The sequence below is a fragment of the Micromonospora sp. SL4-19 genome (assembly GCF_047921475.1).
Lineage (GTDB): Bacteria > Actinomycetota > Actinomycetes > Mycobacteriales > Micromonosporaceae > Micromonospora.
Genome location: NZ_JBLROB010000025.1, coordinates 64,957 through 91,046, shown reverse-complemented (window position 1 = coordinate 91,046; position 26,090 = coordinate 64,957). Strand labels below are relative to the sequence as shown.

Genomic DNA, 26,090 nt, shown 5'->3' with positions numbered 1-26,090 from the left:
TCTGACCGATCATCGCCCCGTCGAGATCAACGACGAAACTCCCGGGCCACCGCTCGGGTGCCCCGGGCATCTCGCGCTCAAGCTCGTCACGACGCCGGGGGCCGCCGAGGTAGGTGTGCACCTCTGGCGACGCCAGCAGCTCGATGAACGCCGCACGGTCCCGGGCCTCGGACTCACGGAGCACGAGCCTCTCGGTCCGGATCGGCTCAGGCGGCCAGGCGACGGGTCCGAGCTCAGTCATGTCGGCCAGCTAATCAGCCGATTTGGCAGCCATCAAGACTCGCGGACCGATCAGCCCACCGGCCCGGGCCCACTCTCACCTACGGGGCCGGGCCCTACATGCCACGCCTGCTGGGAACGGGATGCCTCCCGTTCTCGTGAACAATCGACTTCGGCTGCGCGGTGACGTCGGCCGTCAGTCGGGAGCACCAGTCCGCGGTGACCCGCCAGGTGTCTTCCGCCCCCGTCGTGGTAGCCGTTGTCTACGGAGCTCCAACCGGTGAACAGCGGGAGCGCGCACAGTCGGGCCTCGCGGGGCAGCGGTCGGCGGCCTGTCCAGCAATGGTGTTTCACCACCGCAGCCGGCCGTTGACGCCGGGACCGTTGAAAATTGCCAAGCGTTGCGGTGGAATAGTCGAAATGTTTCACCATCGATCCTCGCGGATGAAGGGTGGCGCCATGTCAGTCCGCCCACCCCGTCTTCTCGGCGTGGCGGCGACCGGCACCGTGCCGGCCGTCGCCTCCCTGGCCGGGATGTCCGGCGCCGCGCCCGCCGAGCCGGCCTCCATCGCGGTCATCGATCCGAGCACCGTCCGGTGCGCATGTGGCCCGTATTGACCTACGTCAGAATCATCCGCCAACCCGCAACAGTTGTCGTTGTTGTTCCACACCCCCATGGAGGCAGCGCATGTCAACTCATCGACACGAGGTCGGTCGTCGCACCCTGTTCAAGGCAGGTCTGGGTACTGGGATCGCGGCGATCGTCGGCACCGAACTGTTCGTGGCGGCACCAGCGGGTGCCGCGCCCAGCGCCATGTTCCCCTGGATCATCGATTGCGACACATGGGGTGCGCGTCCGCCAAGGGGAGCGATTCAGATCACCGGCAACACCACCAACAAGATCATCCTGCATCACATGGCGTTCCCGAACGTCACGGACTACTCGCGCGACCACGCGATGCAACTGGCGCGGGACTGCCAGAACCTGCACATGGACGGCAACGGCTGGGTGGACACCGGACAGCACTTCACGGTCAGCCGTGGCGGCTACGTGCTGGAGGGCCGCCACCGCAGCCTGCAGACGCTCGACGCGGGTGGACACCAGGTCAGCGCCGCGCACTGCCCGGGCGAGAACGGAAACGCGATCGGGATCGAGAACGAGGGCACGTACATCACCGAGACACCGCCGGACGCACTGCTCGACGCGCTGGTGGGGTTGTGCGTCGCGGTGTGCCAGCAGTTCCGGCTGCAGCCATGGGACATCTTCGGCCACTGGGACTTCTACCCCACCCAGTGCCCGGGCATCGCCTTCTACCGGTTGTTCCCGATGGTGCGCTCGCGTGTCGCGGCAGCACTTGGTACACAACATTCCGACATCCCCGCACGCCGGTGGCCCGACATCTGGCGCTTCGTCGACGGCCCGGTTGTGCAGGTCGCGCAGTACCTGCTCGCGGATCGTGGGTACCCGCTGATCCCGAACGGCGACTTCGGCTACGACATGAACGCCGTCGTGGCCGACTTCCAAGCCAACCACGGGATTCCGGTCGACCCGGACGCGACCTTCGACGCGGCCACCTGGGAAGCGCTTGTGCCGACCCTCGAAAAGGACGCCAGCGGTCTTCCCGTCAACGCACTGCAGTTCCTGCTCGGCCGCAAGGGGTACGACGACGTCACGGTGAGCGGCGAATTCGACCACAACACCATGAAGGCGGTCCAGGACATGCAACGCCTCCACGGCCTGGTACCCAACGGGAAGGTCAACGTGGACACGTGGTGCGCGATTGTCGGCGGCTCAGTTCGTTCGGCCTTCCGGTACTGAACGCCGCCTGCTGGCTGGTTTTCACGACGATCCGGACCCGACCGACGTGGGCGCTGGAGCGCTGACACGGCGGTCGGCCGGACGTCGTGATGACCGACCCCTCAACAGCACTGCTGGCCGCGATGCGAGCCCTCGACAGCCTCAGGCCGCCTCTCAGCAGTGGCCGGCATCGATCATCTAGACCGCGCCGGACAGGTACTCCCTACGTCGCTGCGGTTCGAACTTTTCGATCGCGTACCGCAGCATGACCCGTGGCATGACCCGGTAACACCCGGCCAGGAACTCCTCCTCCGCCGCTCTGTCGCGGTTGCCCACCTCGCGCAGCATCCAGCCCACCGCCTTGTGGACGAGGTCGTGTGGGTCGCGCAGGAGTCGTTCACTGAGCCGGAAGGTCCATTGGAAGCTGCCGGCCTTGATGAAGGCGAATGTTGCCATGATGGCGGTCCGCCGATCCCACACCAGGCTCGACCCGGCCAACCGATCCAGGACGCTCCGGTCCTTGTCGATCAGCCACGGGCCGACGATGTACGGCGCGGATGAATCCACCAGGTCCCAGTTGTTGATGTGGCCGGTGTTGGACAGGACAATGCTGAAGATCCTGCCCCGTTCCGCCTCGTCCCCCTTGGTGAACTTTCGCACCAGGATGAAGAGCGACGTCAGCCTCTCCTCGTGCACGCCGCTCTTCAGCAGCGTCACCGTTTCGGCCAGGGACAGGTCGCGCCAGTACCGGCCGGCCACCCTGCGCTGCTCCGGCACGGAGACGCCGATGGCCCGGTCGCCCTCGCCGTACCCGCCAGGAGTCATCTGCAGAAACCGGCTCACTCCCTCCGCCCGGCGCGGGTCGGCGAGGCTTGCGAGTTCGTGGCGGACATCCGCGGTCGTGGCCATTACCGTGCAACCTACCGCGACCGCCGGTGTCTACTGTGCTGCGTCTACCTACCAGAGCCGAGATCAACTTTGCCGGAGGCACTACGCCCAGGGCGGAAGGTATCGACCCAGGTAATCGCGAGCACGGAGGATCGGGTCATGCCAATACTGGTTCGGCATGCGGTGGTGGTGCTTCTCGCAGAACTCGGCGAGGCCCTCTATGATCTTGACACGCTCCAGCGGGTGGCCTTCGAAGTCTGTGTTTACCACCAGCAGTTGCGGCTCGGGATTCCAGCCCGAGTGGTCGAACGCCCAACCACCCCAGGCCGCGTAGGTGTGGAAGACCTGCCGCTCGCCCGCCAGGCGCACCCCGGCTATCTCGATCGACCGGGCCGGGTAGGAATCCCGGCACACCCAGGCGAGGATGTGACACGCTCCGGAGGCAAAGAAGGCCTGGTCCGTCCGTTCCCATGCGACGCGCTGGTCTGATCGCTCGATCGCCGTCCGACGAAACGCTCCCGCTGCTTCGGCTGCCACAAGCCGGACGCTAGTGCATGCCCCCGATGCATCCGCTCCTGGCGCCGGCCGGGCATCACCGCCGCGGATCCTCAATGGCTGCCGATCATCGCGGCTGGGCCGTCAGTGGGTCCGTCTCCGCCGGCGCCACGTGAGGACGCTGGTTGGCCTTGTGGGCGGCGTAGGACTGGTGCGCCCGCCGGGTGCTGTCGAGCTCGCTGACCTGGCTGACCGGTACGTCCCACCAGGACTCGCTGTCCGGGGCGTGGACCGTGGGGTCGGTCTCGACGTGGATGACGACGGGTCCGTCGGCCGCGGGGGCGGCCTTGGCGTCCTTGATCGCCTGTTCGAGTTCGTCCGGGGTGCGCACCTCCATGACTGTGGCGCCGAGGCTGCGGGCGTTGGCGGCGAGGTCGATCGGCAGCTTGCCGCCGTCGAGTCGCGCGGTGGCGTCGTTGCGGTAGCGGTACTTCGTGCCGAACCGCTGCGAGCCGAGCGATTCCGACAGCGAGCCGATGGAGTGGAAGCCGTGGTTCTGGACCAGGACGACGATGACCTTCACCCGTTCCTGCACCGCGGTGACCAGCTCGGTAGGCATCATCAGGTACGAGCCGTCGCCCACCATGATGAACACGTCCCGGCCGGGGTCGGCCATCCGTACCCCGATGCCGCCGGGGATCTCGTAGCCCATGCAGGAGTAGCCGTACTCGACGTGGTACGCCCTGCGGTCCCGGACCCGCCACAGTTTGTGCAGGTCACCCGGCATGGAGCCGGCGGCGCAGACCACCACGTCCCGGGGGTCGGACAGCTCGTTCACCCGGCCCAGCACCATTCCCTGGGTGAGCACGCCCTCGGCGAGCGTGTCCACGACCTCCGGGCCGGGGTGGTAGGTCGCCTCGACCCGTTCGTCCCAGTCTCGCCACAGCCTCGCCTGCCGCTGCCGGTATTCGGGGGTCACCGCGTACCCGTCGAGGGCCGTGCCGAGCGCGGTCAGCGCCTCCCGGGCGTCGGCGACGACCGACAGTCCGGCGTGCTTGCCGGCGTCGAAGCGGGCCACGTTGATGTTGACGAAGCGGACGCCCGGATCCTGGAAGGCGGTACGCGAGGCGGTGGTGAAGTCGCTGTAGCGGGTGCCGATCCCGATGACCACGTCCGCCTCGCGGGCGAGCGCGTTGGCGGCGGTGGTGCCCGTCGAGCCGACCGCGCCCATCGCCTGCGGGTGGGCGTGCGGCAGCGAGCCCTTGCCCGCCTGGCTCTCGCCGACCGGAATGCCGGTCGCCTCGCAGAGGGCGCGCAGCGCCGCCTCGGCAGCGGAATAGTGCACCCCGCCGCCGGCGACGATGAACGGCCGGCGGGCCGAGCGGATGATCGCGGCGGCGTCGGCGATGTCGATCGACTCGGCCGGCGGCCGGGCCACCCGCCAGACCCGCTCGGCGAACAGCTCCACCGGCCAGTCGTACGCCTCCGCCTGCACGTCCTGCGGCAGTGCGATCGTCGCCGCCCCGGTCTCCACCGGGTCGGTCAGCACCCGCATGGCACCGAGCAGCGCCGAGGGCAGCTGCTCCGGCCGGTTGACCCGGTCGAAGAAGCGCGACAGCGGACGGAAGGCGTCGTTGACGGTGAGGTCGGCGGCGTACGGCACCTCGAGTTCCTGGAGCACCGGCTCGGCCACCCGGGTGGCGAAGGTGTCCGAGGGCAGCAACAGCACCGGGAGGCGGTTGACGGTGGCCAGCGCGGCACCGGTGAGCATGTTGGTCGAGCCGGGGCCGATCGACGCGGTGCAGGCCCACGTCTGGAGGCGGTCCCTCTGCCGGGCGTAGGCGACCGCCAGGTGAACCATCGCCTGCTCGTTGCGGGCCAGCACGTACGGCAGGTGTTCGACGCCGCCGGCGAGTTCGTTCTGCAGCAGGGCCTGGCCCAGGCCCGCGACGTTGCCGTGGCCGAAGATGCCGAGGCAGCCGGCGAACAGCTTCTGGCGCTCTCCGTCGCGCTCGCTCCACTGGTGGGCGAGGAAGCGCACGACGGCCTGGCCGACGGTCAGGCGAATGGTGGTGGCGTTCGCGGTCATCGAGGCTCTCCCATCGGCAGTCTCGGGTCCACGGCCTGCCCGGCCCATGACCGGCGTACCCACCCGTGGGCCGGGTCGTCACAGATCAGCCAGGCTCGGGTGGGGCCGGGGCCGGCCATCACGTTGAGGTAGTAGAGGTCGTAGCCGGGCGGGGCCATCGCCGGGCCGTGCCAGCCGTGCGGAACGAGGACCACGTCGCCCGAGCGGACCTCGGCGAGGACGTCGATCGGGCGCTGCGGCGTGCCGTAGACGCGGTGGTAGGCGACCGGGTCGGCTCCCTCGACCGGCGTGCCGCCCTCGGCCCCGACCTCGAAGTAGTAGATCTCCTCGAGTTCGGTCTCCACCCCGTCGCGTTCCTCGTCGTGCTTGTGGGGCGGATAGGAGCTCCAGTTGCCCGCCGGCGTGATGACCTCGCACGCGATGATCGAATCGGCGTCCAGCACCTGCGGGGTGCCGAAGTTACGCACCTCGCGCGAGGCTGTGCCGGCGCCGCGGAGTTCGACCGGCACGTCGGTGGCGACCAGGTGGCGCACCGGCAGCGGGGCGGACCGCTTCGTCGCCTTGGCACCGGCCAGCGCGACCACGACCTCTGCGCCACCGGGGTTGCGCACCGTGAGGCGCGCCTCCCGTGGCACGTAGCAGACGTCGGTCGGACCGGCGAAGACGCTCGCCCGGCCGGTGAGCCGGACCTCGTGCCGTACGCCCGTGTGGTCGACCACCTCGACGTCCGAGCCACCGCGCAGCGGGACGACGATCATCTCGCTGTCCTCGGTGGCGAGGTCCACCCGGCCCGCCGGGGCCAGCGTGGCCACCCGCAGGCTGGTGTGCTCCCACCCGTGCAGGTCGTCCGTGATCGCCACCTGGTAGTCGTGTCCGCCGGCCGTGCCGTGCGGATGCCACCAGCGGCCGGTTCCGGTCATGGCCGCCGCCGGTGGACGAGGGCGGCCGCGGTGTCGACGGCCGCTGCCACGTCGTCGTCGGGTGGGAACAGCAGCGCGCGCCCGACGACCAGCCCCCGTACGGCGGGCAGGTCCAGCGCCGCGTCCCACGCGGCGTACGTCTCGTCGGGGTGGCCACTCGGATCACCGCCGAGCAGGAGGGTCGGTAGGGTGGTGGCGTCCATGACCCGGGCCAGGTCATCGACGACCGGCAGCTTCAGCCAGGTGTGCTGGCTGGTCGCCCCGAGCCCTGAGCCGATGTGGATCGACGCGATGACCGATTCGGGGTCCAGCAGGTTGCGGACCCGGCCGTCGACGCGAACCGAGAGGAAGGGCTCCACCATCGCCATCAGGCCGCGTCCGGCCAGCTGGGTGACCGCGTGCCCGCTCGCCTCCAGCGTTGCCACGGTCGCCGGATCGTCGAGGCAGATCCGGGTGAGCATCTTGCCCCCGTCGAGACCGCGGGCGGCGATCTCCGTGATGTTGTAGGCGGTGAAGCGGTCGTCGAACTCGAAGACCGAGCCCTGCAGCCCGCCCCGGTTCATCGAACCGATGGCGATCTTGTCGTCGAGCACGCCGAGCAGCAGCAGATCGTCGAGGATGTCGGGGGTGCCGAGCACACCGTCGACACCGGGGCGCGACAGCGCGGCGGCGAGACGTTCCAGCAGCTCGCTGCGGGACGCCATGGCCTGGCGGTTGTCCCCGACGCCGAGGGCACCACGGGCGGGATGGTCCGCGGCCACGATCAGCAATCGGCCGTCACGGCCTACCAGCTCGCGGCGCTTGCGGGCGGCCCACCCGGCGGCGATCCGCTGCGGTTCGCGCACCCGGACCTCGGTCAGATCCCGAATACCCAGTCGGTTCGAAGTCGTGGTCATCGAGACACCTCCTCTTCCCGCGCGCCGAGGAGGACCTCGACCTCGGCTGTGGTCGGCATGGCACTGGAGCATTCGAGGTGGCCCGCGACGATGGCCCCCGCCGCGTTGGCGAACGACACGACGCGGTGCAGATCCCAGCCGCTGAGCAGCCCATGGACGAGGGCACCGCCGAACGCGTCGCCGGCACCGAGCCCGTTGACGACCGCCACGGGAACCGGCGGCACCTCGACGCGCTCTGCGGCGGTCGCGGCGAGGACACCCTTGGGCCCCTGCTTGACGATGGCCAACTCGATTCCCAAGCCGAGCAGGGCGTCGGCCGCGCGGTGCGGCTCGGTCTCACCGACCGCGATCGCGCACTCCTCGCGGTTGCCCACCGCGACCGTGACGTGCCGCAGGGCCTCGCCCACCTGGGCGGTGGCCTCGGCGGGGCTCGACCAGAACATCGGCCGGTAGTCGAGGTCGAGGACGGTGTGCGTGCGGCGCCCGCGGGCCCGCCAGGCGACGAAGTGCGCCGAGCGGGACGGCTCCTGCGACAGGCCGGTGACCGTGCTCCAGTAGACGGCGGCGTCGCGGATCGCGTCGACCGGGATCTCGTCCGGTTCGATCAGCAGGTCGGGGGCGACCGGATAGCGGTAGAAGTACAGCGGGAAGTCATCCGGGGGGAAGATCTCGCAGAACGTCACCGGCGTCGGCGGGCCGTCGACCTCGCACACAAACGCGTCGTCCACGTTGAACTCGCGCAGCGCGCGGTGGATGTACCGGCCGAACGGGTCGCGGCCGGTGCGCGTGACCAGGGCGGTACGACGCCCGTGCCGGGCCGCGGCCACCGCCACGTTGGTCGCGCTGCCACCGAGGAACTTCTCGAAACGCTTGACGTCCTCAAGCCCCACGCCGTGGTCGAGCGGATAGATGTCCACCCCGGTCCGGCCCATCGCCACCAGGTCGTACGCCGCCGCACCACGGTCACCTGCCGGCATCGGTCCGCCCTTCCGTCACCACAGATCCGGCAGCGGGCACCGCGCCGGCCACGGCACCCAGGTGCGCCATGCTCGTCCGCACATCCGCCACCGGGTCACCCGCCGCACCCGCAACCGGGGACCCCGACAGGATGGTGTCCTGCTCGAGGACGTACCAGCCGGCGTAGCCGTTGCCCTCCAGCGCGGCCACGATGGCCTGAATGTCGACGTCGCCCCGGCCGAGCGGGACGTACATGCCGCCGGCCACCGCCTCGGTGTAGGTCGCCTCCCCGGATTGCACGCGGCGGGCCCAGTCGAGCCGGACGTCCTTCAGGTGCGTGTGGGCGATCCGCCCCGGGTGCCGCTGCGAGATCGCGACCGGGTCGCCGCCGCCGATGAGCAGGTGCCCGGTGTCGAGGCACAGCCCGATGCGGCTGTCGGCGAGGACGCGTTGCGTCTCCTGGCCGCTCTCGACCATCGTGCCGACGTGTGGGTGCAGCGTGGCCACGAGTCCGCTGGCGGTGGCGACATCGGTGATCCGGTCGAGGTTGCGCAGCAGGAGGGCCCATCCGGATCGGTCCAGGACGGGTCGGTCGTCGTAGCCGACGCGGCCGGTGGCGGCGGCGATGACGATCGTGGACGCCCGGGCCGCGACGAGGCCGGCGACAGCGCGTTCGACCTCCGGGAGCGGGTCGTGGCTCGGATCGTGCAGTACGACGGGTACGAACTGGCCCACCGCCGCCAGCCCGTACTCGGCGAGGACTGCCGCCTTCGCCCGCGGATCGTCGGGCAGGAACCCGTCGGGGCCAAACTCGGTGGCAGCCAGGCCGAGCTCACGCATCTGGCGCAACACGACCTCTGGTGCGAGCTGGTAGCCCCAGCCGGGAACCTCGCACACGCCCCATGAGATGGGAGCGCCGGCGATGCGTTTCGCCACCGGCGCGGCGTCACCGGCCGATGAGGTGGCTTCGGTGCCCACAGTCGTCATGGCCTCAGTTCCCCTTGATCTCGGCGAGGGCGACGGGCCGGCGCTCGGCCCGGGACAGTTCGCACGCCTCGGCGACCCGGAACGCCTCGAGCGCGTCCTGAACCGTGCACGGTGAGGCGCGAACGCCGCGGGCGACCTCCGCGAAGGCGGTGAGCTCGGCCTGGTACGCCGGCAGGAAGCGCTCCAGGAAAGACCAGTTGCGGGGCCCTCGGGGGAAGTCGACCTCAGCCTCTGCGGAGTCCATCGCCAGTGAATGGTCCAACCCGACCGCGATCGTCCCCTTCTCGCCGAAGACCTCCATCCGCACGTCGTGGCCACCGCCGTTGTACCGGGTCGAGGAGACCAGCACGACGGTGTCGTCGTCCATGGTCAGCAGCGCGCCGCCGGTGTCGACGTCGCCGGCTGCCGAGAAGAAGTCGGCGCCCTTGTTGCCGCCCGTCGCGTAGACGGTGGCCACCTCCCGCCCGGTGACGAAACGCAGGATGTCGAAGTCGTGGACGTTGCAGTCGCGGAAGATCCCCCCGGAGGTCGGAATGTAGGACTCGTGTGGCGGCGATTGATCATGGGTGTTGGCGCGGATGGTGTGGATGAACCCGAGTTCACCGTCCTGTACCGCCTGCCGGGCGCGCTGATAGCCGGAGTCGAAGCGCCGCTGGAAGCCGACATGCACCGGCACCTCGCTGGCCGCGACGAAGTGGGCGAGGTCGATCGTCTCCTCGAGGGTCGCCGCCACCGGCTTCTCGCAGAACGTGGGCACGCCCGCGGCGATGCCCAGGCGCAGCAGGGAGGCGTGGCCGGGGGTCGCCGCCGCGATCACGAAGCCGTCGATGCCCGAGGCGAGCAGCGTCTCGACGTCCGGGGCGGCGCTCGCCCGTACCTCGTCGGCGACGGCCCGGGTGGCCTCGATGTTGGCGTCCATGATCACGAGGTCGTCGACGAAGTCGAGGCCAGCAAGTGTTCTGGCGTGAAAGGCGCCGATCCGTCCGACACCCGCGAGCCCGATGCGCATCCGTATCCCATCCAGTTCGTGGTGGTATGCCCCGCCCGCTAGGCGGGCCTGCAGGGCCGCCGACGTTGCAGGAGAGCCTGCCCGCAGGCAAAAGTTCTGTCAAGAGTTTGTTCTGACATAGTTACGTGCTGCCTTACTATCAAGGCAGGTGTAGAGTTCGGCCGTGGCAATTCAAGTTGGCGTGACGATCGACCGCTCCTCCCCCGTGCCCCTCTACCACCAGCTCGCGGAGCAGCTCAGCAACGCCATTGCCACGGGCCAGCTGCGACCCGGCGACCCCTTCGAGAACGAGATCGCGCTCGCGGAACGCCTCAACCTGTCCCGGCCGACCGTGCGGCGCGCCATCCTGGAGCTGGTCAACCGCGGCTTCCTCGTGCGACGGCGGGGGCTGGGCACCACGGTCGCGAACCGCAAGGTGCACCGACGCGCCGAACTCACCAGCCTCTACGACGACCTCGAGCGCGGCGGTGTCCAGCCCGAGACCACCCTCCTGCGGCACGAGCTGACGCGGGACGAGCACATAGCCGGCATGCTCGACCTGCCCGCCGAGACCGAACTCCTCGCGATCGTCCGGCTGCGGCTGGCCGGCGGTCGGCCGCTGGCCATCCTCCGCAACTGGCTGCCACCGCCGTACACCGACATCGGCAAGGACGAGCTCGAAGAGACGGGCCTGTACGCCGTGCTACGTAAGCGCGGCGTACGTCCCGTCGTCGCACACCAGTCGATAGGTGCCCGCATGCCGGACGCAGCGGAGCGTCGCCACCTCCAACTGCGGCCCGCCGAACCCGTCCTCACCATGACGCGCAGCGCGTTCGACGCGGTCGGCGCACCGGTCGAGTACGGCGACCACTGCTACCGAGCGCAGGATTACAGCATCGACGTCATGATCGACCAGCGCTGACCAGGGCTTCACCCCGTGCCCGTCGACCGCTTCCTCATCGCCGAACTGCAGGCTCAGACCATCGCACCGGACGGGGACGGCCCACGACCGACGCCCGTTGCTGTTTGGTTTCAGGCCGTCGCCTGCAGGTCCGCAGGGCCGGGCACTTCACTCGCGTGCGCCGCGACCACCCGCCACCCGTGCGTTCGGTCCATGACCCAGGTGCGCGTGTAACGCATCCGGCTGTGGAATGCCTCGCCTTCAAACGAGCCGGACAGCACACCCAGGAACCACGTCACTCCCGTGTCACCAGCGACCAGCACCGCCAAGTCCTCCTCGTCGACCCGATTGAGCGACTGCCGGCCCGATCGGTGTAGATCCAGATCATCGGCCTTGGTGTAGGTACCGCCGGTGACGCCAAGGGTGAAAATCAATCGATCGTCGAGCAGACGGTCCAGCGCCTCCACGTCACCGCGGAGCTGCGCCACCTGGAGACGACGCTCGGCAGCGCGGAGGTCGTCAACGGGATCTGACATACCGTCACTCTTTCTTCCACAGCCGCCGCTAATTGAGGCTTCCGTTAATGCGGCTGTCATGCGGGGCCTCCCAGATGATCGTAACGGCATCATCACCGACTGCATCCACGACAGCGGCGCGGACGAGGCACCCGTCCGACGCTCTCATCAAGAGCCACGCCGGCAAGGGCTCGCGGCAGGGCCACTGCTCGCCACATACGCCCCGTGACGTTCCGTTACCAGCGAACCCGGCATCGACCGTGTGGCGCATCCGCTTCTGCGAGAGGAGTGCATCCCACCTCGAGGCGCTGCCGCTGTTCCGGGTACCCCTGGGGGTCACTCTTCAGCGTCTCAGGGACGGACGGGCCGACTGTGCCGAGCGGTATGCGCGTGCGACCGTGGACGAAGTGGCGGCCAACTGCGGACGGGACGGCAACCAGACGGTCTGAATGCCGAGCTGCTCGTTCATCGCAGCGAGCTGGTACTCGTGGCGAAGGTCCGCGGCCGTACGTAGGCCACGGACGATGACCGTGGCGCCGCGGCGCAGGCAGTAGGCGGTGGTCAGGCCGGTCCAGGTGTCCACCTCGACATTGCCCCAGGCTGCCGGCATGGCGTCGCGCACGCGTACGGCCCTGGTCGTGGCCTCGGCGGTTGGTCGCTTGTCGGCGTTCACCGCCAGCAACACGATGATCTGGTCGAACATCACCCGGGCACGGGCCACCAGGTCGCGGTGCCCCGGGGTGAACGGATCGAACGTACCGGGATAGACAGCCAACGAACCGTGCACCGGCACCACTCCACGATCCGACGTAGCCGTCACCGCGACTCCAACCACATGGCCACGATCATCCCAGCCGTACACCTGCGGACCCGACTCTGGGCCTTGTCGTCACTGCCGACCATCCTGATCTGCCGCTGATGGTGCCCGGCCAACATGCCGGGGACCAGGCAGTCGGGTCCGACGCCGATCAGATCTCCCTCGGTCTTGCGCCTGTCTGCAGGGCGTCGAGGTCCCGTTCGGCGAATTGCCGATGGTGCCACTCCTCGTTCAGGACAATCAGCAGGCATTCGCGTACCGGGAAGCTTTCCGGCGGCGGCCAGCCAGTCCCCTCGACCGGTTCGGTGCGGCTGGCCAGCGACTCGTCGGTCAGGCCGTGGACAACCGTGCGTACGGTCGCCATCCGGTCGCGGCGCAGCGCCAGGACCTCGTCGAGCGAGGGACGGACGCCGCGATCCCGCGGGATCCCCGGGGTGTCAGGCATCTCGTCCCATGGCAGGTCGAGCGGATCCCACGGCGAGGGGTCGCCGAGGATCACCCGCCGCACCCACGCGTCGGTGGCGAACACCAGGTGGCGCAGGGTCTCGATAAACGACCACTCGCCGTCCACCGACTCGTGCAGCAGCCCGGGGTCCAGCCTGCGAGCCCGCTCGATGGTGCCGTCCCAGAGCTGCTCGACGATGCCCCACGCTTCCCGGAAGCCATCGGGGCCGGTGGGACGCATTCTGGCTCGCACGGGGTCACGCCGGTCGAGCTCAGCATTGACCAGAGGCGCAACGTCGACTCCGTTGACGACAAGGTTCTGGATCTCACCGTCGATCCGGACGTCGACAAGCTCGACGCCGCGCATCACCACCCCGCTCAGGTCGACGCCGCGGAACCGGGCGCGGGAAAGGTCAACGGCACGAAAATCGGCACCAGTCAGGCCGACACGCGTGAAACGTGAGCCGCTCAGGTCGTCCCCCGTGAAGTCCGCCATGGCCGGACTTTAGCCGCAACCGGCGGGGGTTGCCGCCGTCGCGAGCGTGGCCCAGGCGCGTTTCACTCTCCACGCCTTCCCGGTGACATCCGGGCGCGGGCCGCGCCCGTCTTGCCGACCGCGGCCGCGAGAGGTGCCGCCAGAAGGTCGTCGTCGCTCGTCGTCAACCGGTACTCCTCACCTCACGGTGCCTGCACCCATCACATGCATTCCGACGTGCGCCTGCCCGTTGCCGCAGATGCGCCTCTCCTCAGTAGATCGGGCGTTACCCACGGTAGGCGGTGAGGGGCACACGACGCAGGTGGGTAACCGGCTTGCGCCTGTGCCGCGTCGTGGCCCATAGTCATTTCATGATCTCCTATCGGAAGGGCGGCGACGCCCCGGCGCGATGAGCGCCCCCGCGCGGCGCAACGACGCCGCGAAACCTCCACAGGCCGTTCGCAGCGGCGACCCTCGCGACGTGTGGCAGCAGGCCATCCGGATCCGCCAGGAATGGCTCGACCACGCGCTGTCCACACAGCCGGCTGACAAGTCGACCGCCGAACGCTGCCTGACCGCCATTTACGCCAGGGCATCGCGGCCGCGACCCCGGTTCGAATGGGTCGACTCGCCAGACAAAGCACGCCCCCTGATTTCCGGATGGCCCACCCTCGATCAACTTTACGAGTGCATCCGGGACCGCCGGCGCGGGACACCACCCGTGGCAAGCGACCTCGCCATGGTCGCCTCCCAGTTACGCGGCGCGCTGAGCGCGGGCGTCACTCACACCGATCCCGAACTGTCACCGGTGCGCGCGAGCAAGACCAAAGAACCATGGCCTGAACTGGCGCCGCTGCACGCGCTCGACAGCGGCGTTCCGCTCGCTGTCGTGCTGCACCAAGGCGTACGCACGGCACTGCACCGGAGCCTCGCGCACGGGTATTACCTACCTGTGCGCGCAGCGCTGGCCAGCAGCGCTCCGGTACCCGTGTGCTGGTACGGGCAGCAGGACGCGTCATGGATCGCCTACTACGACATGCTGCATCGACTCGGCCTTGCCGGGTACGGACCGGACGAGGCCGAACACCTCAACGCCTGGGCCGGCCTGGCTCGCTCCTGCGGCTGGTGGTGGCCCGGGGAGGACGTCTGCGTCGTGGTGGACCGGCCCCAAGCAATACGAACCGAGCCGGTCTCCGGAACGGTGCACGACCAGATCCGACTGCAGCCTCACGGAGTGCGCTACCGCGACGGCTGGCAGCCACTCCTTGAAGTGTGACCTGAGTCGATAGCCGGCCGGGACATGCACCCAGCAGTCCCGGTCGGCACCCTCCCATCCGGCAGGCTTAGCCAGGGGCGGGCGAGGGTTCGCCGGCCCGCGGCGCGGGCACTATCGTTCTGGCGTGCACATCCGTTTTGACGTCCCAGCCGATCCCGCCTACCCCGGCCGCGTGGCCGCTGCGCTCAGCAGTGTTCGGCTGCGCAAGTACGGTTATATCGGCGCGGTGCTGGCGGCGGCCGGGGCGATCGGTTTCGCCGTCTCGCGGGCGTTCGCGTGGGGCGACCAGATCTCGCCGCTGTGCATGGCGATGGTCGTGGGTGGCCTGCTGTCGATGCTGTACTCGCCGTGGGTGCGGTTGCGTGCCCGGCGCCGCTCCAGTCGCTACGCTGTCGAGGGCGCCTACGACATCACCGACGACAACATCATGATGCGCAGCGGCTCGGAGTCCGGCGGCATCGCCTGGGACGGGGTCGCCCAGGTAAGGGACACCCCTGAGTTCTGGATCGTGTACGTCGGCCGGATGCCGGCGACCGTGATCCCACGCCGCTTGATGTCCGCCGATGACGCCGAGACGTTGCGAGCCTTTATGGCCGACCGTGGGCTGCTCCAGCGCCGGTGAACTCTTCTGCCGCGAGCCGCGCGCGTCGCCGAGGTCCGGTGGCTCGGCCAGATCACCTCGGCCGCGGCGATGGTGAGCTGACCGACGACCGCGCTGGTCAAGCCCACTCGGGCGACGCGGCCGTGGCCACCGGCGTCTGAGAGTGCCCGGGCACTGCGGCGGTCGTGGGGGTCCCGCCGGAGGTACCCGGCACGCTCGAGGCGGTCGAAGGATCCCAGCCCGCGGCGGACGACAAAGGCAAAGGCAAAGGCAAGAAGATCTCACTCCTTGCCACTTCTAACGTATACCGCACGGGGGGGCTTGCGGCAAGACCCGGGTCTTGCCGCAGAATCGGCGGCCGGCCGACTCGTCAGAGAGAAGGCAACCAGAGACAAGAACGTGCCCGACAAGAGGTTCGACAGAGCTGGAGGCGCCGGTGATCCGATCGGCCAGTGCGGGGCAACGGAACACGGCTGCCTAGGAGGTATCGCAATGATCGAGCAGTACGTGTTGGATCTTCAAGAGGTTGACGAGACGCAGGTCGCGGTCGTTGGCGGCAAGGCCGCGCACCTGGGCGGGCTGTCGCGGATCGAAGGCATCCGCGTACCGGCTGGGTTTTGCGTGACGACGGCCGCCTTCCGGCGGATCATGGCGGAAGCGCCATCGATCGATCGGCTCGATCAGCTGTCGCGCCTGAACCCGGATGACCGGGAGTCGATTCGCACGCTCAGCGCGGAGATCCGCCGGACCATCGAAGGGATCGCCATCCCCGACGATCTGGCGGCGGCGATCACCCGGGCTCTCACCCAGCTCGGCGAGCAAGCCGCCTACGCCGTGCGATCCAGCGCGACGGCAGAGGACATGCCGACGGCCTCCTTCGCCGGCCAGCAGGACACGTACCTCAACGTCGTGGGGCCGGCGGCGATCCTCCAGCACGTCAGCCGGTGCTGGGCGTCGCTGTTCACCGAGCGGGCCGTGACCTACCGCCTGCGGAACGGCATCGACCACCGTACGGTCCACATGGCCGTGGTCGTGCAGCAGATGCTCTTCCCGGATGTGGCCGGCATCCTGTTCACGGCCGACCCCGTCACGGGCAACCGGAAGGTCGCCACCGTGGAAGCCAGCTTCGGCCTCGGCGAGGCCCTGGTCTCCGGCCTGGTGAACCCGGACGTCTTCAAGGTGCGCGCCAGCGAGGTCGTCGCCAAGGCGGTCGCCGCCAAACAGCGTGCCGTGCACGCCCTGCCGGCTGGCGGGACGCAGGAAGTGGCGATCGACCCGCAGCGGCAGGAGCAGCCGGCACTGACGGATGCGCAGGTCGTGCGGCTCGCGCAGCTCGGCCGGCGGATCGAAGCGCACTTCGGCCACCCCCAGGACATCGAATGGTGCCTGGTCGACGATGACTTTCAGATCGTGCAGAGCCGACCAATCACCACGCTGTTCCCCATCCCCGAGACCGGCGACCGGGAGAACCACGTCTACCTCTCCGTCGGTCACCAGCAGATGATGACCGACCCCATGAAGCCCCTGGGGCTCTCCTTCTGGCAGATGACGACCCCCGCGCCCATGGCCGAGGCCGGCGGCCGCCTGTTCGTCGACGTCACCCAAAGGCTGGCCTCGCCGACGAGCCGCGCCGGCCTCCTTGAGATGGTGGGGAAATCAGATCCACTGACCGGGGACGCGCTGCAGACCATCCTCGAGCGCGACGGCTTCATCCGGCCGCTCCCCGACGAGGGTCCCCCCGGGCCACTGTTCGGCGGCGCGCCAGTCCCGATCGAGACCGATCCGGCCATCGTCACCGAGCTGATCGGGCGCAGCGAGGCATCCATCGCCGCCTCGGAACGCGACATCCGCACGAAGTCCGGAGAGGCGCTGCTCGACTTCATCCGGGCCGACATCCAGGAGCTGAGGCGGATCTTGTTCGATCCGCAGAGCCATCAGGTGTTCATGTCGGCGATGGAGGCCACGTGGTGGCTCAACGAGCAGCTGGAGGAGTGGCTGGGCGAGAAGAACGCGGCGGACACGCTCACGCAGTCCGTGCCCCACAACGTCACGTCGGAGATGGGGCTGGCGCTCCTGGGCGTCGCTGACGTGATCCGCCCACATCCGGACGTGGTGGCGGTTCTGCAGCACGTCGAGGACGAGGGTTTCCTGGACGAGCTGCCCAAGCTCACGGGCGGGCGGGAATCGCGAGACGCCATCGGGACCTGGCTCGACAAGTACGGCATGCGCTGCGTCGGCGAGATCGACATCACCCGGCCGCGTTGGAGTGAACGCCCCTCCACGCTCGTGCCCATGATCCTCGGCAACATCAAGAACTTCGAGCCGGGAGCCGGCGAGCGGCGTTTCGAGCAAGGCCGGCAGGAGGCCTGGAAGAAGGAGCAGGAGCTGCTGGAGCGCTTGCGGGCCCTGCCGGACGGGGAGCGCAAGGCCGAAGAGACGAAGCGGATGATCGACCGGGTCCGGACCTTCATCGGGTACCGGGAGTATCCGAAGTACGGCATGGTCAGCCGCTACTTCGTGTACAAGCAGGCCTTGGTGGAAGAAGCCGAGCGCCTCGTGCAGGCCCACGTACTTCGTGAGAAGGAAGACATCTTCTACCTCACGTTCGAGGAGCTCCACGACGTCGTGCGCACGAACCGTGTGGATGACCAGCTCATCGGCCGGCGCAAGGACGCGTTCAGGTCGTATCAAGCGCTCACGCCGCCCCGGGTGCTCACGTCGGATGGCGAGGCCATCGCCGGGACGTACCGACGCGACGATACGCCGACCGGCGCGCTGGTCGGCCTACCGGTCTCCGCCGGGATCGTCGAAGGGCGGGCCCGCGTCATCCTCGACATGGCACGGGCCGATCTCGAACCGGGCGACATCCTCGTCACGGCCCACACGGACCCCAGCTGGACGCCCCTCTTTGTCGCCGTCGCAGGCTTGGTGACGGAGGTCGGAGGCTTGATGACTCACGGCGCAGTGATCGCACGGGAGTACGGCTTGCCGGCCGTCGTCGGGGTGGTGGATGCCACCCGACTGATCCCCGATGGGCAGCGGATCCGCGTGCACGGCACCGACGGGTACGTCGAGATTCTGCCTTGACTGAACCACTCACCGAAAGGCCGAGATCCGTGCGTTCGGAGGTTGGGGTGGAACCGACGGAGGCGGGCCGCCGTTGGCCTGGTTGAGCCCGGTTCAGCGGCCGCGGCTCTGCCAGGGGTCGTGGGAGATGACGTGGCTGTCCATTATTGGTGCCATGACATCGGTAGGCGGCCAGCGGACGAGGCATGCGGACGGTCGGGCGCACAGTCCTGTCGAGCAACGACTGATTGAGTCCGTCGCCCGCGGCGAGGTGCTCGATCTGGCCGGTGACGGGCCAGTCGACGAGGCAGCGATGCGGTCCTGGGGCGATGAGCGGACGGTCTCGGCTTCGGTCAGCGACTGCTTACTGCCCAGCGGCTTGAATCTCCGCAATGCCCAACTGTTGGCGCTTGCCTTGACCGGGTGCGGCATTGAGCACGCAGCAGATTCGGACGACGTTGCCAGTCGACGCCACACGCTTTGCCGCTGATGATCTGATGGCGGCGCTGCGTACACAGGGTGCGCAAACCGCGGCCGTCATCAGGGGTAACGAACTCACGACGGTAGGAGTCCCTGGTCCACGATGGGAAGGTTCGCAACCGCCACCGCTGGAACGGGTCCTGTTCCACCTCCTGCAGGAATATGCACGCCATCTCGGGCACCTCGACGTCGTCGCCGAACTCGCTGGCGGTCCGGTCGGCGAATAGCAGTGCACCGACCCGCGGAGCGATGCCTGTCCGGCGGCGCCGTCCGATCGTCCGCGGTCGGCGCGCTGAGGCCCCGCCAGTCGATCGAGCGGACGTCGTCGCCGATCATGTCGAAGAGCGGATGCTGAACTCACCGATTGTGGCGAGGGGCCCGGGCGGCTATCCGAAGCGGTCAGCCAGCTTCGTCAGCCTGGTGACGTACGCCGGCCAGTCATAGTCGTGAGGGATGTTGGTGTTCTCCCGCCGCAGGCCGATCGCCGTGTCGTGCTGCTCGCGCATGATGTCGGCGTGACCGGCATGACGAGCGAGGTCGCAGGTCACGTGGACGATGATCCTTTGCAGCGTCACGGCCTGTGCACCCGGCCGCCACCACGACACCCGCCCCGGCGCGTCGAGCGGTAGCTGTGCGATCGTCTGATCCGCGAACACCCCGACACGGCGATACAGGTCGATCAGCCCATTCTTCGTCTCCTCCTCCCGTGCGTACCAGTCTGCCTGCGGGTCCTCGTCATACGCCTGCATGGGGACCAGTTCCTCAGGCGTCGGGAACTCGCGCCCGAAGGTAGGCCCGAAGTAGCCGGCTTCGACATTGAGGCAGTGCTTGAGGACTCCCAGCAGGTTGTTGCCGGTCGCGGTGCGGGGCAGTCTGGCTTCGCGTTCGCTCAGCCCGTCGAGCTTCCAGATCAGGTCTTCGCGAGTCGTCTGGAGGTAGTGGTGCAGCGCAGCCTTCGCATCGCCCATGTCAGCCATGCCCGGCAGTCTTCCTTATGCGCCGAGCCATCGTGCGAGGTGTCGTCTGCAAGATCAACGCCGGCTGGGCGGTCGGCATCCTCATCTGCCGCTGGCCGTGGGCGATCATCACTGTCGGTGTTCGTCTGCACCGCGTTCGTGAGCCACGAAAGTCGCCTGGACTTCTCCAAAGCTCGGTTGCGATGCAACCCCACCGGGAGTGCGCTCCGTCGTGCGAGTGGAAGCGATGGGAAGGAGCAGCGTGAAAAAGTCCGAGGAGGACGACTTCCGGGCGTTCGTCGGTGCTCGCATGGACCGCTGGCGACGTGCGGCGTACCTGCTGTGTCATGACTGGCACGCCGCGGACGACCTGGTTTCGATCGTCGTGGGCAAGCTCTACCGGCACTGGCGCAAGGTGACCTCGGCCGACAACCCGGACGGCTACGCCCAGCGGGTGCTGACGAGGTCCTGGCTCGACGAGCGCCGCCGGCCCTGGCGGCGGGAACAGCCGGTGGAGGATCCACCGGAGACCGGCTGGACGCACCCGGACCGGGTCGACGACCGGCATCAGCTGACGGTGTTGCTGGCGCACCTGGCGCCACGGCAGCGGGCAGTCGTTGTGCTGCGCTTCTACCTCGACCACTCGGTCGAGGAAACCGCGGAACTGCTGGGCATCTCCGCGGGAACGGTCAAAAGCCAGTCGGCGCGGGGGCTGGAGACGCTGCGCACCCTGGCGTACTCATCTGGGAGCATTTCATGAATCAGCAGATCTTCGACGAGCACATCGGCACCGCACCGCCGTCGACGGTCGACGTCGACCGGATCATTCAACGCCAGCGGCGCAGACGCCTGCTGCGCCAGATGGCGGGAGGCGGCTCCGGCTTGGTGGCGACCGGCCTAGCGATCTCGGTCGGCGTCGCCCTGAGCGGTGGCGCCCGGCGTCAGCCTGGGCCGCCGGTGGCGGCTCCCGCCGTATCGGCATCCGCCGTTCCGTCGGCGTCCCCCTCCGCGCCGGCCTCGGGTCTACGGCTCGACACCAGCGATCCGAAGGCGATCCAGCAGACCCTCAGCCAGCTGCGGGTGGCACTCGAGACGGCCGTCGCCGGGGCAGCGCCCGACGTCCGATGGATCTACATGCCCGACGTCCCGGGTGAGAAGCGCCTCCCGGACGGTCACCCGGCGATGTACGCCGAGCGGGATCCGGTCGGGTGGGCCGCCCGCTCCGGTGTGGCCCGCCACGGCGATAAGGCCGGCTTGTACATGTGGATCCGGCCGGGCACCTGCAGCTCGCAGGGCGGCGCGGGCCCTGATCCGGACTCCGGCCCGCGCGTCTGCTCGAATGTGTTCGAGTGCGATCACGGCATGAAAGCCGGCACCTGCCAGGCGTCGACGACGGCCGAGGGCCTCGAGGTGGTGGAGACGACCGAGACCAGCCCGGCGAAGAACGGCAAGCAGTACCGCTTCTACCAGGTCCAGGTCAAGCTTCCGCAGGATTACTACCTGCGCCTGTTGGCGGTGAACTACTTCGGGGGCGACGGCAGCGGGGTCACCAGCGACACGCCGCTGCTGACCAGGGCCGAACTGCGGACGTCGGCGACAGCCATCGCCGCCCAGGTCGCCAACTGACACCCACCCACACGATCCCGGATGGTGTCCTTTCCTCGCAGGCTTGAGGACACCATCCGGGATCAGGTAATCCTCGTTGACCCATTGCTGGTGTTGGCGGTCGACTTGCGACGGTGACAGATATGCGACTGCGGAGACGAGCAACCACCTGCACATCCGCGACGTCTGTCAATTGGAACGTCACCCAACAGAGCGGGGAATGCATCAATGACAGTACGAAGAGTGCTGGCCGTGGTTGCCGCTGTAGCAGCCGGGGTGAGCGGGGGGTCAGTCGCGGTCGCAGCACCGGCCGAGCCGCAGTTGCGGTTCGTCGCCGCAGCCCGCTCGGTGACCGTGGAATCCTACCCGGACTACGGCGTCATGCTGGACCTGGGCACGCACCTGGTGGCCGGCAAGAATCCGTTCGAGGTGCGCCTCAAGCGCGCCTCGTATGGCGATCCCATCATGGCCGAGCGGATCGTCAACGGCTCCGCTGGCAAGGGCGTGGCACTGCCCGCTGGACTGGTGACCGACTTCGCCGGGTTCCCGGCGTTCACCCATGTGACCATCACCGGCGGGGACGGCGCGGTCGTCCTCGAACGCGATGAAAGCTTCTGCCCGAACTCCTGGTCCACGGCGCGGACCCGGCCGGACGCGCCGGACAGGTCGCCGTACCCGCAGGACTGCCCGACCAACCCGTTCACCATCGGCGCGGTGTGGGGCATCCAGGCCGGGTGGAGTGCGCCGGCGGGCCTGCCGTGGTGGCAGGCCGAGCCGGTCGACCTGGCCGCAGGCACCTACACCGCGACGGTCCGAGTGAACCAGCCGTACCTCGACCTGTTCGGCATCCCGGCCGACCAGGCGTCCGTATCCATCGAGCTCAACGTGCGCGAATACCAGGGCGATCGGCTTCGGGCCGCGACTGGCGCGAGCACCGCCCGGATCGGCGCGGCCCTGACCCCGGGCGCCCGCCCGGCGGGCAAGAACAGCATCCCGAAGAACGGGCCCAGGCCGGACCTCCGCTCGCTTCCCGCATGGGGCATCGAGATCGGCGGGTACGGCGACAGCGACGGCCGTGACTACCTGTCGTTCAGCGCTACCGTGTGGGTCGCCGGCCAGTCGCCGCTCGTGGTGGACGGCTTCCGCCGCTCCGGCGAGGACATGATGGACGCGTACCAGTACTTCTACGACGCGAAGGGCAAGCAGACCGGGTACGCGCAGGTGGGCACCATGGAGTGGGACGCCCGGGACGGCCATCACCACTGGCACTTCACCGACTTTGCCCAGTACCGGTTGCTGGACGAGCACGCCCAATTGGCGGTGCGTAGCGGCAAGGAAGCCTTCTGCCTCGCCAACACGGACGCGGTCGACTACACCCTGCCGGGCGCCAACTGGCGGCCAGGCAACACCGACCTGCACACCGCCTGCGGTGACCAGTCCTCCCTTGCCGTCCGGGAAGTGCTCGATGTCGGCTCGGGCGACACCTACGGGCAGTACCTGCCGGGCCAGTCGTTCGACATCACCGATCTGCCCAACGGCACCTACTACATCGAAGTGGCCGCCAACCCGGGCGGCCGGCTGTACGAGTCCGACACCACGAACAACACCTCGCTGCGCAAGGTGATCCTCGGCGGTGAGCCCGGTGCTCGCACCGTTGAGGTCCCACCGCACCAGGGCATCGTGGGCTGACCACGATCACCATCCCGGCGCTGGTCGTCGTGTCGCACCTCGGCGATGCGACGACCAGCGCCCAGCGGACGAACTGAGGAAGGTACGGGCAGCCCACCGTGGCGTGATTGGGCGAGGTCGGGGTGGGCCGGAAGAGGCCGTCACCACCATCGGTGCACCCTGGCCTTACTGCCGGTCACCAGGCTTGCCGGCGGAACGTCATCGGCCACGACCGCGCCGGCGGCGATCACGGCATCACGGCCAATGCTCACGCCGGGCAGGATCGTGGCACCGGCGCCTATCCACACATTCTCCGCCACGTCGATGGGCGCGCCGCTGAGCCACCCCCGTCGCTCCTCAGGATCGACCGGGTGACCGACGGTGATGAACGTGGCCTTTGGGCCGACCATGACGCGCTCGCCAAGCCGGATGCCGGCGTAGTCCAGGAACGTGCAGTTCTGATTGATGAACACGCGCTCCGCCAGGTCCAGGTGGAGGCCGTGGTCCGTGTAGAAGGGCGGATAGATCGTCACCCTCGCCGGCAGCGGCCGGCCGAGGATCTGTTCGAACAGTTCCGCCTTGCCCGCTTCGTCCGCGAAGGGCAGGACGTTCAGTCGGGAGGTGAGCTCGGTGACCCGCAGGACCCGCTCGGCCATGGCCTGGAACTCGGCGCTGTGGATGCGCATGAGACGGTCACTGGACATGCCACGATCCTTTGAGGTGTAGCCGGCAACTGGATGAGGCTCATCAGGCGCTGCTGGAGGCTGCTGTCAGCAGCCGGTCGAGTCATCTTTGCCGGGGTTGGGACCTGCGAGTATTCGTGATGTCGCCGTCGCCGCGCCGTGGCGTCGTTGCCCAGGACGGGAGCCAGACCGTCTCAGTGAGCCTTGGCAGGCTTCCGAGGTGGGTGATGATTGCGCGGAGTCCTGGGTGTGGATTTGCTCTGGGGAGGATGAGCGAGAGTGGGTATGCGAGCGCGGGATTCACGATAGGGATGCGGCGTAGGTCGTAGTTCGTCGGCCAGATGTACCGGTTGCGTTGCCCAACGAGGGTGGCCACGTCTGCGGAGTCCGCGAGGGTGTCCAGGAGTACTTCGTCGCCGAAATGTGGGCCTGCCGCGTCGATGCGTAAGTCGAAGTCGGTGGCGAGCTGATCGTAGAAATCTGCCCATTCGCTTCGGGGCGCGATACCCGGCACCCATATCCGATGCTGGCGCAGCTGCGGCGGCGTCAGTCTTCGCGCGGAGGCGAGCGGATGTCTTGGGCCGACAAGAAGTTCCAGCGGGGAGTCGAACGCGTGGATCATTTGCACGTCGCGTGGCAGCGTGGCCGGGTCGGTGACGGTACGAAACGAGGCGTCGATATCGCCTGCTTCGACGGCGGCGACCGCCACGCGTGGGTCGTTGACCCTGAGGGTCACCACGTCGAGGTTGGTTTCGGGATGCGACCGCCAGTAGTCGTGCAGAACAACGGCCTGCGCGGTTCTCAGGCCGAGAACGTCGATCCGAAGGGCCCGAGAGCCGGGCCTGACCGCGGTTATGGCGCGCTCGACACCCGTGACGATGCTCCGCGCGTGCGGGAGAAACGCCTGACCGTCGAGCGTCAGCTCAACCCCTCGGGGGGTACGGGTGAACAGGCGGACTTCCAGCTCGCGCTCCAGGGTGGCGATCCGCTTGGAGACCGCTTGCTGCGTCACGCCCAGCTCGTCGGCCCGGACGAACGATCGCAGTGCTTCGGTGTCCACGGGTTCATCGTAAGTGGGCACAACTGATCGTTGTGGCTCGCCGAGGACTCGGTTGTTTGATCGCGCTCCAGCACTGCAGATGTGAACCGAGCATCCGAACCGTCGGTTGTCGCGAGTAGCCAACCGGTCCGCTGCACGGGATGATCCAGTAACCCTGCCACCAAGGCTGTTCGTTGTGCTGACAGCTCAGCTCGATCACCCTGGAGCCGCTGCCTGCCGGCGCTTCGGCAAGAAATCCGGGTACGAGCGGTGGCAGCCGACCGGCCAAATCGCCGACGGCGGCGCCGAGCTGCAGCCCCGGGACACGGCAAGGACAGTGCGCGCTGGCATGAACGGCCAGCCGGTGATCACCGACGGGCCGTACCTGGAACTCAAGGAGGTCATCGGCGCGGTCGTCATGCTGGAGTGCGACGACATTGACGAGGCCGGTGGCGAGAACCGCGTGACCTTGTCATAGCCGCCTACCATCCGGCTATGACTCGTCGAGCAGCGGTGGCCGCCATTTCTGCAGGCGCGCTGCTTTTACTCGGTTGCTCGGCTGGCGTGTGGACGGGAAACGAACCCGCCCCGGTGCCGACCATCAGCGCTGACGCCACCACGACGGCCAAGGCGATCGAGCTGCTCAGGTCAGGCACGGAGTTCATCGATCAGACGAGCTTCCGCGCCGATGTCGACATCGCGAGTCAGGTCACGACGCTGTCGCACTACGACAATGTCAACAAGCGCGCCGACGGCACGGTCTCGGTGTACGGTCGGGTCACCGAGACCCGGATGATCGACAATGAGGTCTACATGAAGACCGAGCTGGATCTCCCGGGTGTCGGCCACGAATGGATGACCCTCGACCCGGCCCGAGTGCCGTCGGACTTCGCCCTGAGCTTCGCCCCCGGCAAGAACGATCCCGGCGGGTCGGCCCGCCTCATCAACGCGATCGTTACCGCACGAGCAGACGGCTCGCAAATCACCGGGACGATCGACCTGACCCGAATCGGCACCGGCAACGGGATCAGCTTCCGCCCCGGTCCAGATGGCTTTCCTGACAGTGCGCGCAGCAACGCGTTCCAGGCAACGCTGGATGCCGATGGCCGGCTGGTCAGTTTCTTGATCCCAGCCGGCGGCGGGGGGCCGAACGCGTCCCTGCGCTACAGCGACTTCGAGGCAGATATCCAGGTCACGCGGCCGCAAGGAGCCGTCGCCGCCCCCGACGCCCTGTATCCCCAGCTTGGCCTCAACGGCTGAGACCAGCGCGTTACGCAGCGTGACTCGGCGCCGGTCGGCCACCGGCTGAAACTGCCGATGTACGGAG

Annotated in this window: 27 protein-coding genes; 12 read left to right on the top strand and 15 right to left on the bottom strand. The window is 68.5% G+C overall.

The features are described from left to right. On the bottom strand, window positions 1-241 hold a 241-nt coding region (locus tag ACNAVT_RS24385), incomplete at its 3' end, for a GNAT family N-acetyltransferase (RefSeq protein WP_416299482.1). 437 nt (window positions 242-678) lie between these two features. On the opposite strand from ACNAVT_RS24385, the gene ACNAVT_RS24380 reads away from it, so the two are divergent. Further along, window positions 679-837 (top strand): hypothetical protein, encoded by a 159-nt coding sequence (locus ACNAVT_RS24380; protein ID WP_416299481.1) that lies wholly within the window; start codon window positions 679-681, stop codon window positions 835-837. 163 nt (window positions 838-1,000) lie between these two features. Then, the gene (locus ACNAVT_RS24375) at window positions 1,001-2,038 is read left to right on the top strand and encodes an N-acetylmuramoyl-L-alanine amidase (RefSeq protein ID WP_416299480.1); all 1,038 of its coding nucleotides are present in this window, start codon (window positions 1,001-1,003) and stop codon (window positions 2,036-2,038) included. Between the two features lie 177 nt (window positions 2,039-2,215). On the opposite strand, the gene ACNAVT_RS24370 is transcribed toward ACNAVT_RS24375, so the two are convergent. The 8 genes from ACNAVT_RS24370 to ACNAVT_RS24335 all read right to left on the bottom strand — a co-directional run bounded on the left by ACNAVT_RS24370 (window position 2,216) and on the right by ACNAVT_RS24335 (window position 10,258). Continuing rightward, entirely contained in the window at window positions 2,216-2,926 is a 711-nt protein-coding gene (locus ACNAVT_RS24370; RefSeq protein ID WP_416299479.1) for a DNA alkylation repair protein, read from the bottom strand. A gap of 81 nt (window positions 2,927-3,007) precedes the next feature. Beyond that, on the bottom strand, window positions 3,008-3,442 hold the full coding sequence (locus ACNAVT_RS24365) for a hypothetical protein (RefSeq protein ID WP_416299478.1): 435 nt from the start codon (window positions 3,440-3,442) through the stop codon (window positions 3,008-3,010). Window positions 3,443-3,527: 85 nt separating this feature from the next. Further along, entirely contained in the window at window positions 3,528-5,489 is a 1,962-nt protein-coding gene (gene iolD / locus ACNAVT_RS24360) for a 3D-(3,5/4)-trihydroxycyclohexane-1,2-dione acylhydrolase (decyclizing) (RefSeq protein ID WP_416299477.1), read from the bottom strand. Then, on the bottom strand, window positions 5,486-6,409 hold the full coding sequence (gene iolB, locus ACNAVT_RS24355; protein WP_416299476.1) for a 5-deoxy-glucuronate isomerase: 924 nt from the start codon (window positions 6,407-6,409) through the stop codon (window positions 5,486-5,488). Before iolB ends, iolD begins: the two co-directional genes overlap by 4 nt. Beyond that, window positions 6,406-7,305: an aldolase gene (locus ACNAVT_RS24350; RefSeq protein ID WP_416299475.1), complete on the bottom strand. Its 900-nt coding sequence runs from the start codon at window positions 7,303-7,305 to the stop codon at window positions 6,406-6,408. Before ACNAVT_RS24350 ends, iolB begins: the two co-directional genes overlap by 4 nt. Beyond that, window positions 7,302-8,282 (bottom strand): 5-dehydro-2-deoxygluconokinase, encoded by a 981-nt coding sequence (gene iolC / locus ACNAVT_RS24345; protein WP_416299474.1) that lies wholly within the window; start codon window positions 8,280-8,282, stop codon window positions 7,302-7,304. Before iolC ends, ACNAVT_RS24350 begins: the two co-directional genes overlap by 4 nt. Beyond that, entirely contained in the window at window positions 8,269-9,249 is a 981-nt protein-coding gene (locus ACNAVT_RS24340; protein WP_416299473.1) for a sugar phosphate isomerase/epimerase family protein, read from the bottom strand. Before ACNAVT_RS24340 ends, iolC begins: the two co-directional genes overlap by 14 nt. Before the next feature lie 4 nt (window positions 9,250-9,253). Further along, window positions 9,254-10,258: a Gfo/Idh/MocA family oxidoreductase gene (locus tag ACNAVT_RS24335; RefSeq protein ID WP_416299472.1), complete on the bottom strand. Its 1,005-nt coding sequence runs from the start codon at window positions 10,256-10,258 to the stop codon at window positions 9,254-9,256. A gap of 163 nt (window positions 10,259-10,421) precedes the next feature. Here ACNAVT_RS24335 and ACNAVT_RS24330 point away from each other — a divergent pair, with 163 nt between their 5' ends. Further along, the gene (locus tag ACNAVT_RS24330; protein ID WP_416299471.1) at window positions 10,422-11,159 is read left to right on the top strand and encodes a GntR family transcriptional regulator; all 738 of its coding nucleotides are present in this window, start codon (window positions 10,422-10,424) and stop codon (window positions 11,157-11,159) included. Window positions 11,160-11,269: 110 nt separating this feature from the next. Here the strand turns inward: ACNAVT_RS24330 and ACNAVT_RS24325 are convergent, their stop codons facing one another. The 3 genes from ACNAVT_RS24325 to ACNAVT_RS24315 all read right to left on the bottom strand — a co-directional run bounded on the left by ACNAVT_RS24325 (window position 11,270) and on the right by ACNAVT_RS24315 (window position 13,410). Next, window positions 11,270-11,674 (bottom strand): nuclear transport factor 2 family protein, encoded by a 405-nt coding sequence (locus ACNAVT_RS24325; RefSeq protein ID WP_416299470.1) that lies wholly within the window; start codon window positions 11,672-11,674, stop codon window positions 11,270-11,272. Between the two features lie 322 nt (window positions 11,675-11,996). Continuing rightward, window positions 11,997-12,446: a pantetheine-phosphate adenylyltransferase gene (gene coaD / locus ACNAVT_RS24320; RefSeq protein ID WP_416299469.1), complete on the bottom strand. Its 450-nt coding sequence runs from the start codon at window positions 12,444-12,446 to the stop codon at window positions 11,997-11,999. Window positions 12,447-12,621: 175 nt separating this feature from the next. Beyond that, a complete protein-coding gene (locus tag ACNAVT_RS24315) occupies window positions 12,622-13,410 on the bottom strand; it encodes a DinB family protein (RefSeq protein WP_416299468.1) in 789 nt (262 codons plus the stop codon). Between the two features lie 460 nt (window positions 13,411-13,870). Here ACNAVT_RS24315 and ACNAVT_RS24310 point away from each other — a divergent pair, with 460 nt between their 5' ends. From ACNAVT_RS24310 to ACNAVT_RS24295, 4 genes are all read left to right on the top strand, one after another. Beyond that, window positions 13,871-14,665 carry a DUF6745 domain-containing protein gene (locus tag ACNAVT_RS24310; protein WP_416299467.1) on the top strand — a complete coding sequence of 265 codons (795 nt, stop codon included), beginning with the start codon at window positions 13,871-13,873 and terminating at the stop codon, window positions 14,663-14,665. 124 nt (window positions 14,666-14,789) lie between these two features. Continuing rightward, a complete protein-coding gene (locus ACNAVT_RS24305) occupies window positions 14,790-15,287 on the top strand; it encodes a YcxB family protein (protein ID WP_416299466.1) in 498 nt (165 codons plus the stop codon). Between the two features lie 471 nt (window positions 15,288-15,758). Then, a complete protein-coding gene (rph, locus tag ACNAVT_RS24300; RefSeq protein ID WP_416299465.1) occupies window positions 15,759-18,353 on the top strand; it encodes a rifamycin-inactivating phosphotransferase in 2,595 nt (864 codons plus the stop codon). 410 nt (window positions 18,354-18,763) lie between these two features. Next, on the top strand, window positions 18,764-19,039 hold the full coding sequence (locus tag ACNAVT_RS24295) for a DUF664 domain-containing protein (protein WP_416299464.1): 276 nt from the start codon (window positions 18,764-18,766) through the stop codon (window positions 19,037-19,039). Window positions 19,040-19,198: 159 nt separating this feature from the next. On the opposite strand, the gene ACNAVT_RS24290 is transcribed toward ACNAVT_RS24295, so the two are convergent. After that, the gene (locus tag ACNAVT_RS24290) at window positions 19,199-19,789 is read right to left on the bottom strand and encodes a DinB family protein (RefSeq protein WP_416299463.1); all 591 of its coding nucleotides are present in this window, start codon (window positions 19,787-19,789) and stop codon (window positions 19,199-19,201) included. Window positions 19,790-20,030: 241 nt separating this feature from the next. Here ACNAVT_RS24290 and ACNAVT_RS24285 point away from each other — a divergent pair, with 241 nt between their 5' ends. The 3 genes from ACNAVT_RS24285 to ACNAVT_RS24275 all read left to right on the top strand — a co-directional run bounded on the left by ACNAVT_RS24285 (window position 20,031) and on the right by ACNAVT_RS24275 (window position 23,062). Further along, a complete protein-coding gene (locus ACNAVT_RS24285) occupies window positions 20,031-20,528 on the top strand; it encodes a SigE family RNA polymerase sigma factor (protein ID WP_416299462.1) in 498 nt (165 codons plus the stop codon). Next, window positions 20,525-21,394 carry a hypothetical protein gene (locus ACNAVT_RS24280; RefSeq protein ID WP_416299461.1) on the top strand — a complete coding sequence of 290 codons (870 nt, stop codon included), beginning with the start codon at window positions 20,525-20,527 and terminating at the stop codon, window positions 21,392-21,394. Before ACNAVT_RS24285 ends, ACNAVT_RS24280 begins: the two co-directional genes overlap by 4 nt. Before the next feature lie 255 nt (window positions 21,395-21,649). After that, a complete protein-coding gene (locus ACNAVT_RS24275) occupies window positions 21,650-23,062 on the top strand; it encodes a lysyl oxidase family protein (RefSeq protein ID WP_416299460.1) in 1,413 nt (470 codons plus the stop codon). A 140-nt stretch (window positions 23,063-23,202) separates the two neighbouring features. Here ACNAVT_RS24275 and ACNAVT_RS24270 read toward each other — a convergent pair whose 3' ends face one another. Continuing rightward, on the bottom strand, window positions 23,203-23,745 hold the full coding sequence (locus tag ACNAVT_RS24270) for a DapH/DapD/GlmU-related protein (protein WP_416299459.1): 543 nt from the start codon (window positions 23,743-23,745) through the stop codon (window positions 23,203-23,205). A gap of 82 nt (window positions 23,746-23,827) precedes the next feature. After that, window positions 23,828-24,784, bottom strand: coding sequence for a LysR family transcriptional regulator (locus tag ACNAVT_RS24265; protein ID WP_416299458.1), 957 nt, complete (start codon window positions 24,782-24,784; stop codon window positions 23,828-23,830). A gap of 175 nt (window positions 24,785-24,959) precedes the next feature. Here ACNAVT_RS24265 and ACNAVT_RS24260 point away from each other — a divergent pair, with 175 nt between their 5' ends. Next, complete coding sequence (locus ACNAVT_RS24260; RefSeq protein ID WP_416299457.1) at window positions 24,960-25,241, top strand: YciI family protein; 282 nt, start codon at window positions 24,960-24,962, stop codon at window positions 25,239-25,241. A gap of 17 nt (window positions 25,242-25,258) precedes the next feature. After that, window positions 25,259-26,023 (top strand): hypothetical protein, encoded by a 765-nt coding sequence (locus ACNAVT_RS24255; RefSeq protein ID WP_416299456.1) that lies wholly within the window; start codon window positions 25,259-25,261, stop codon window positions 26,021-26,023. Window positions 26,024-26,090: the final 67 nt, after the last annotated feature.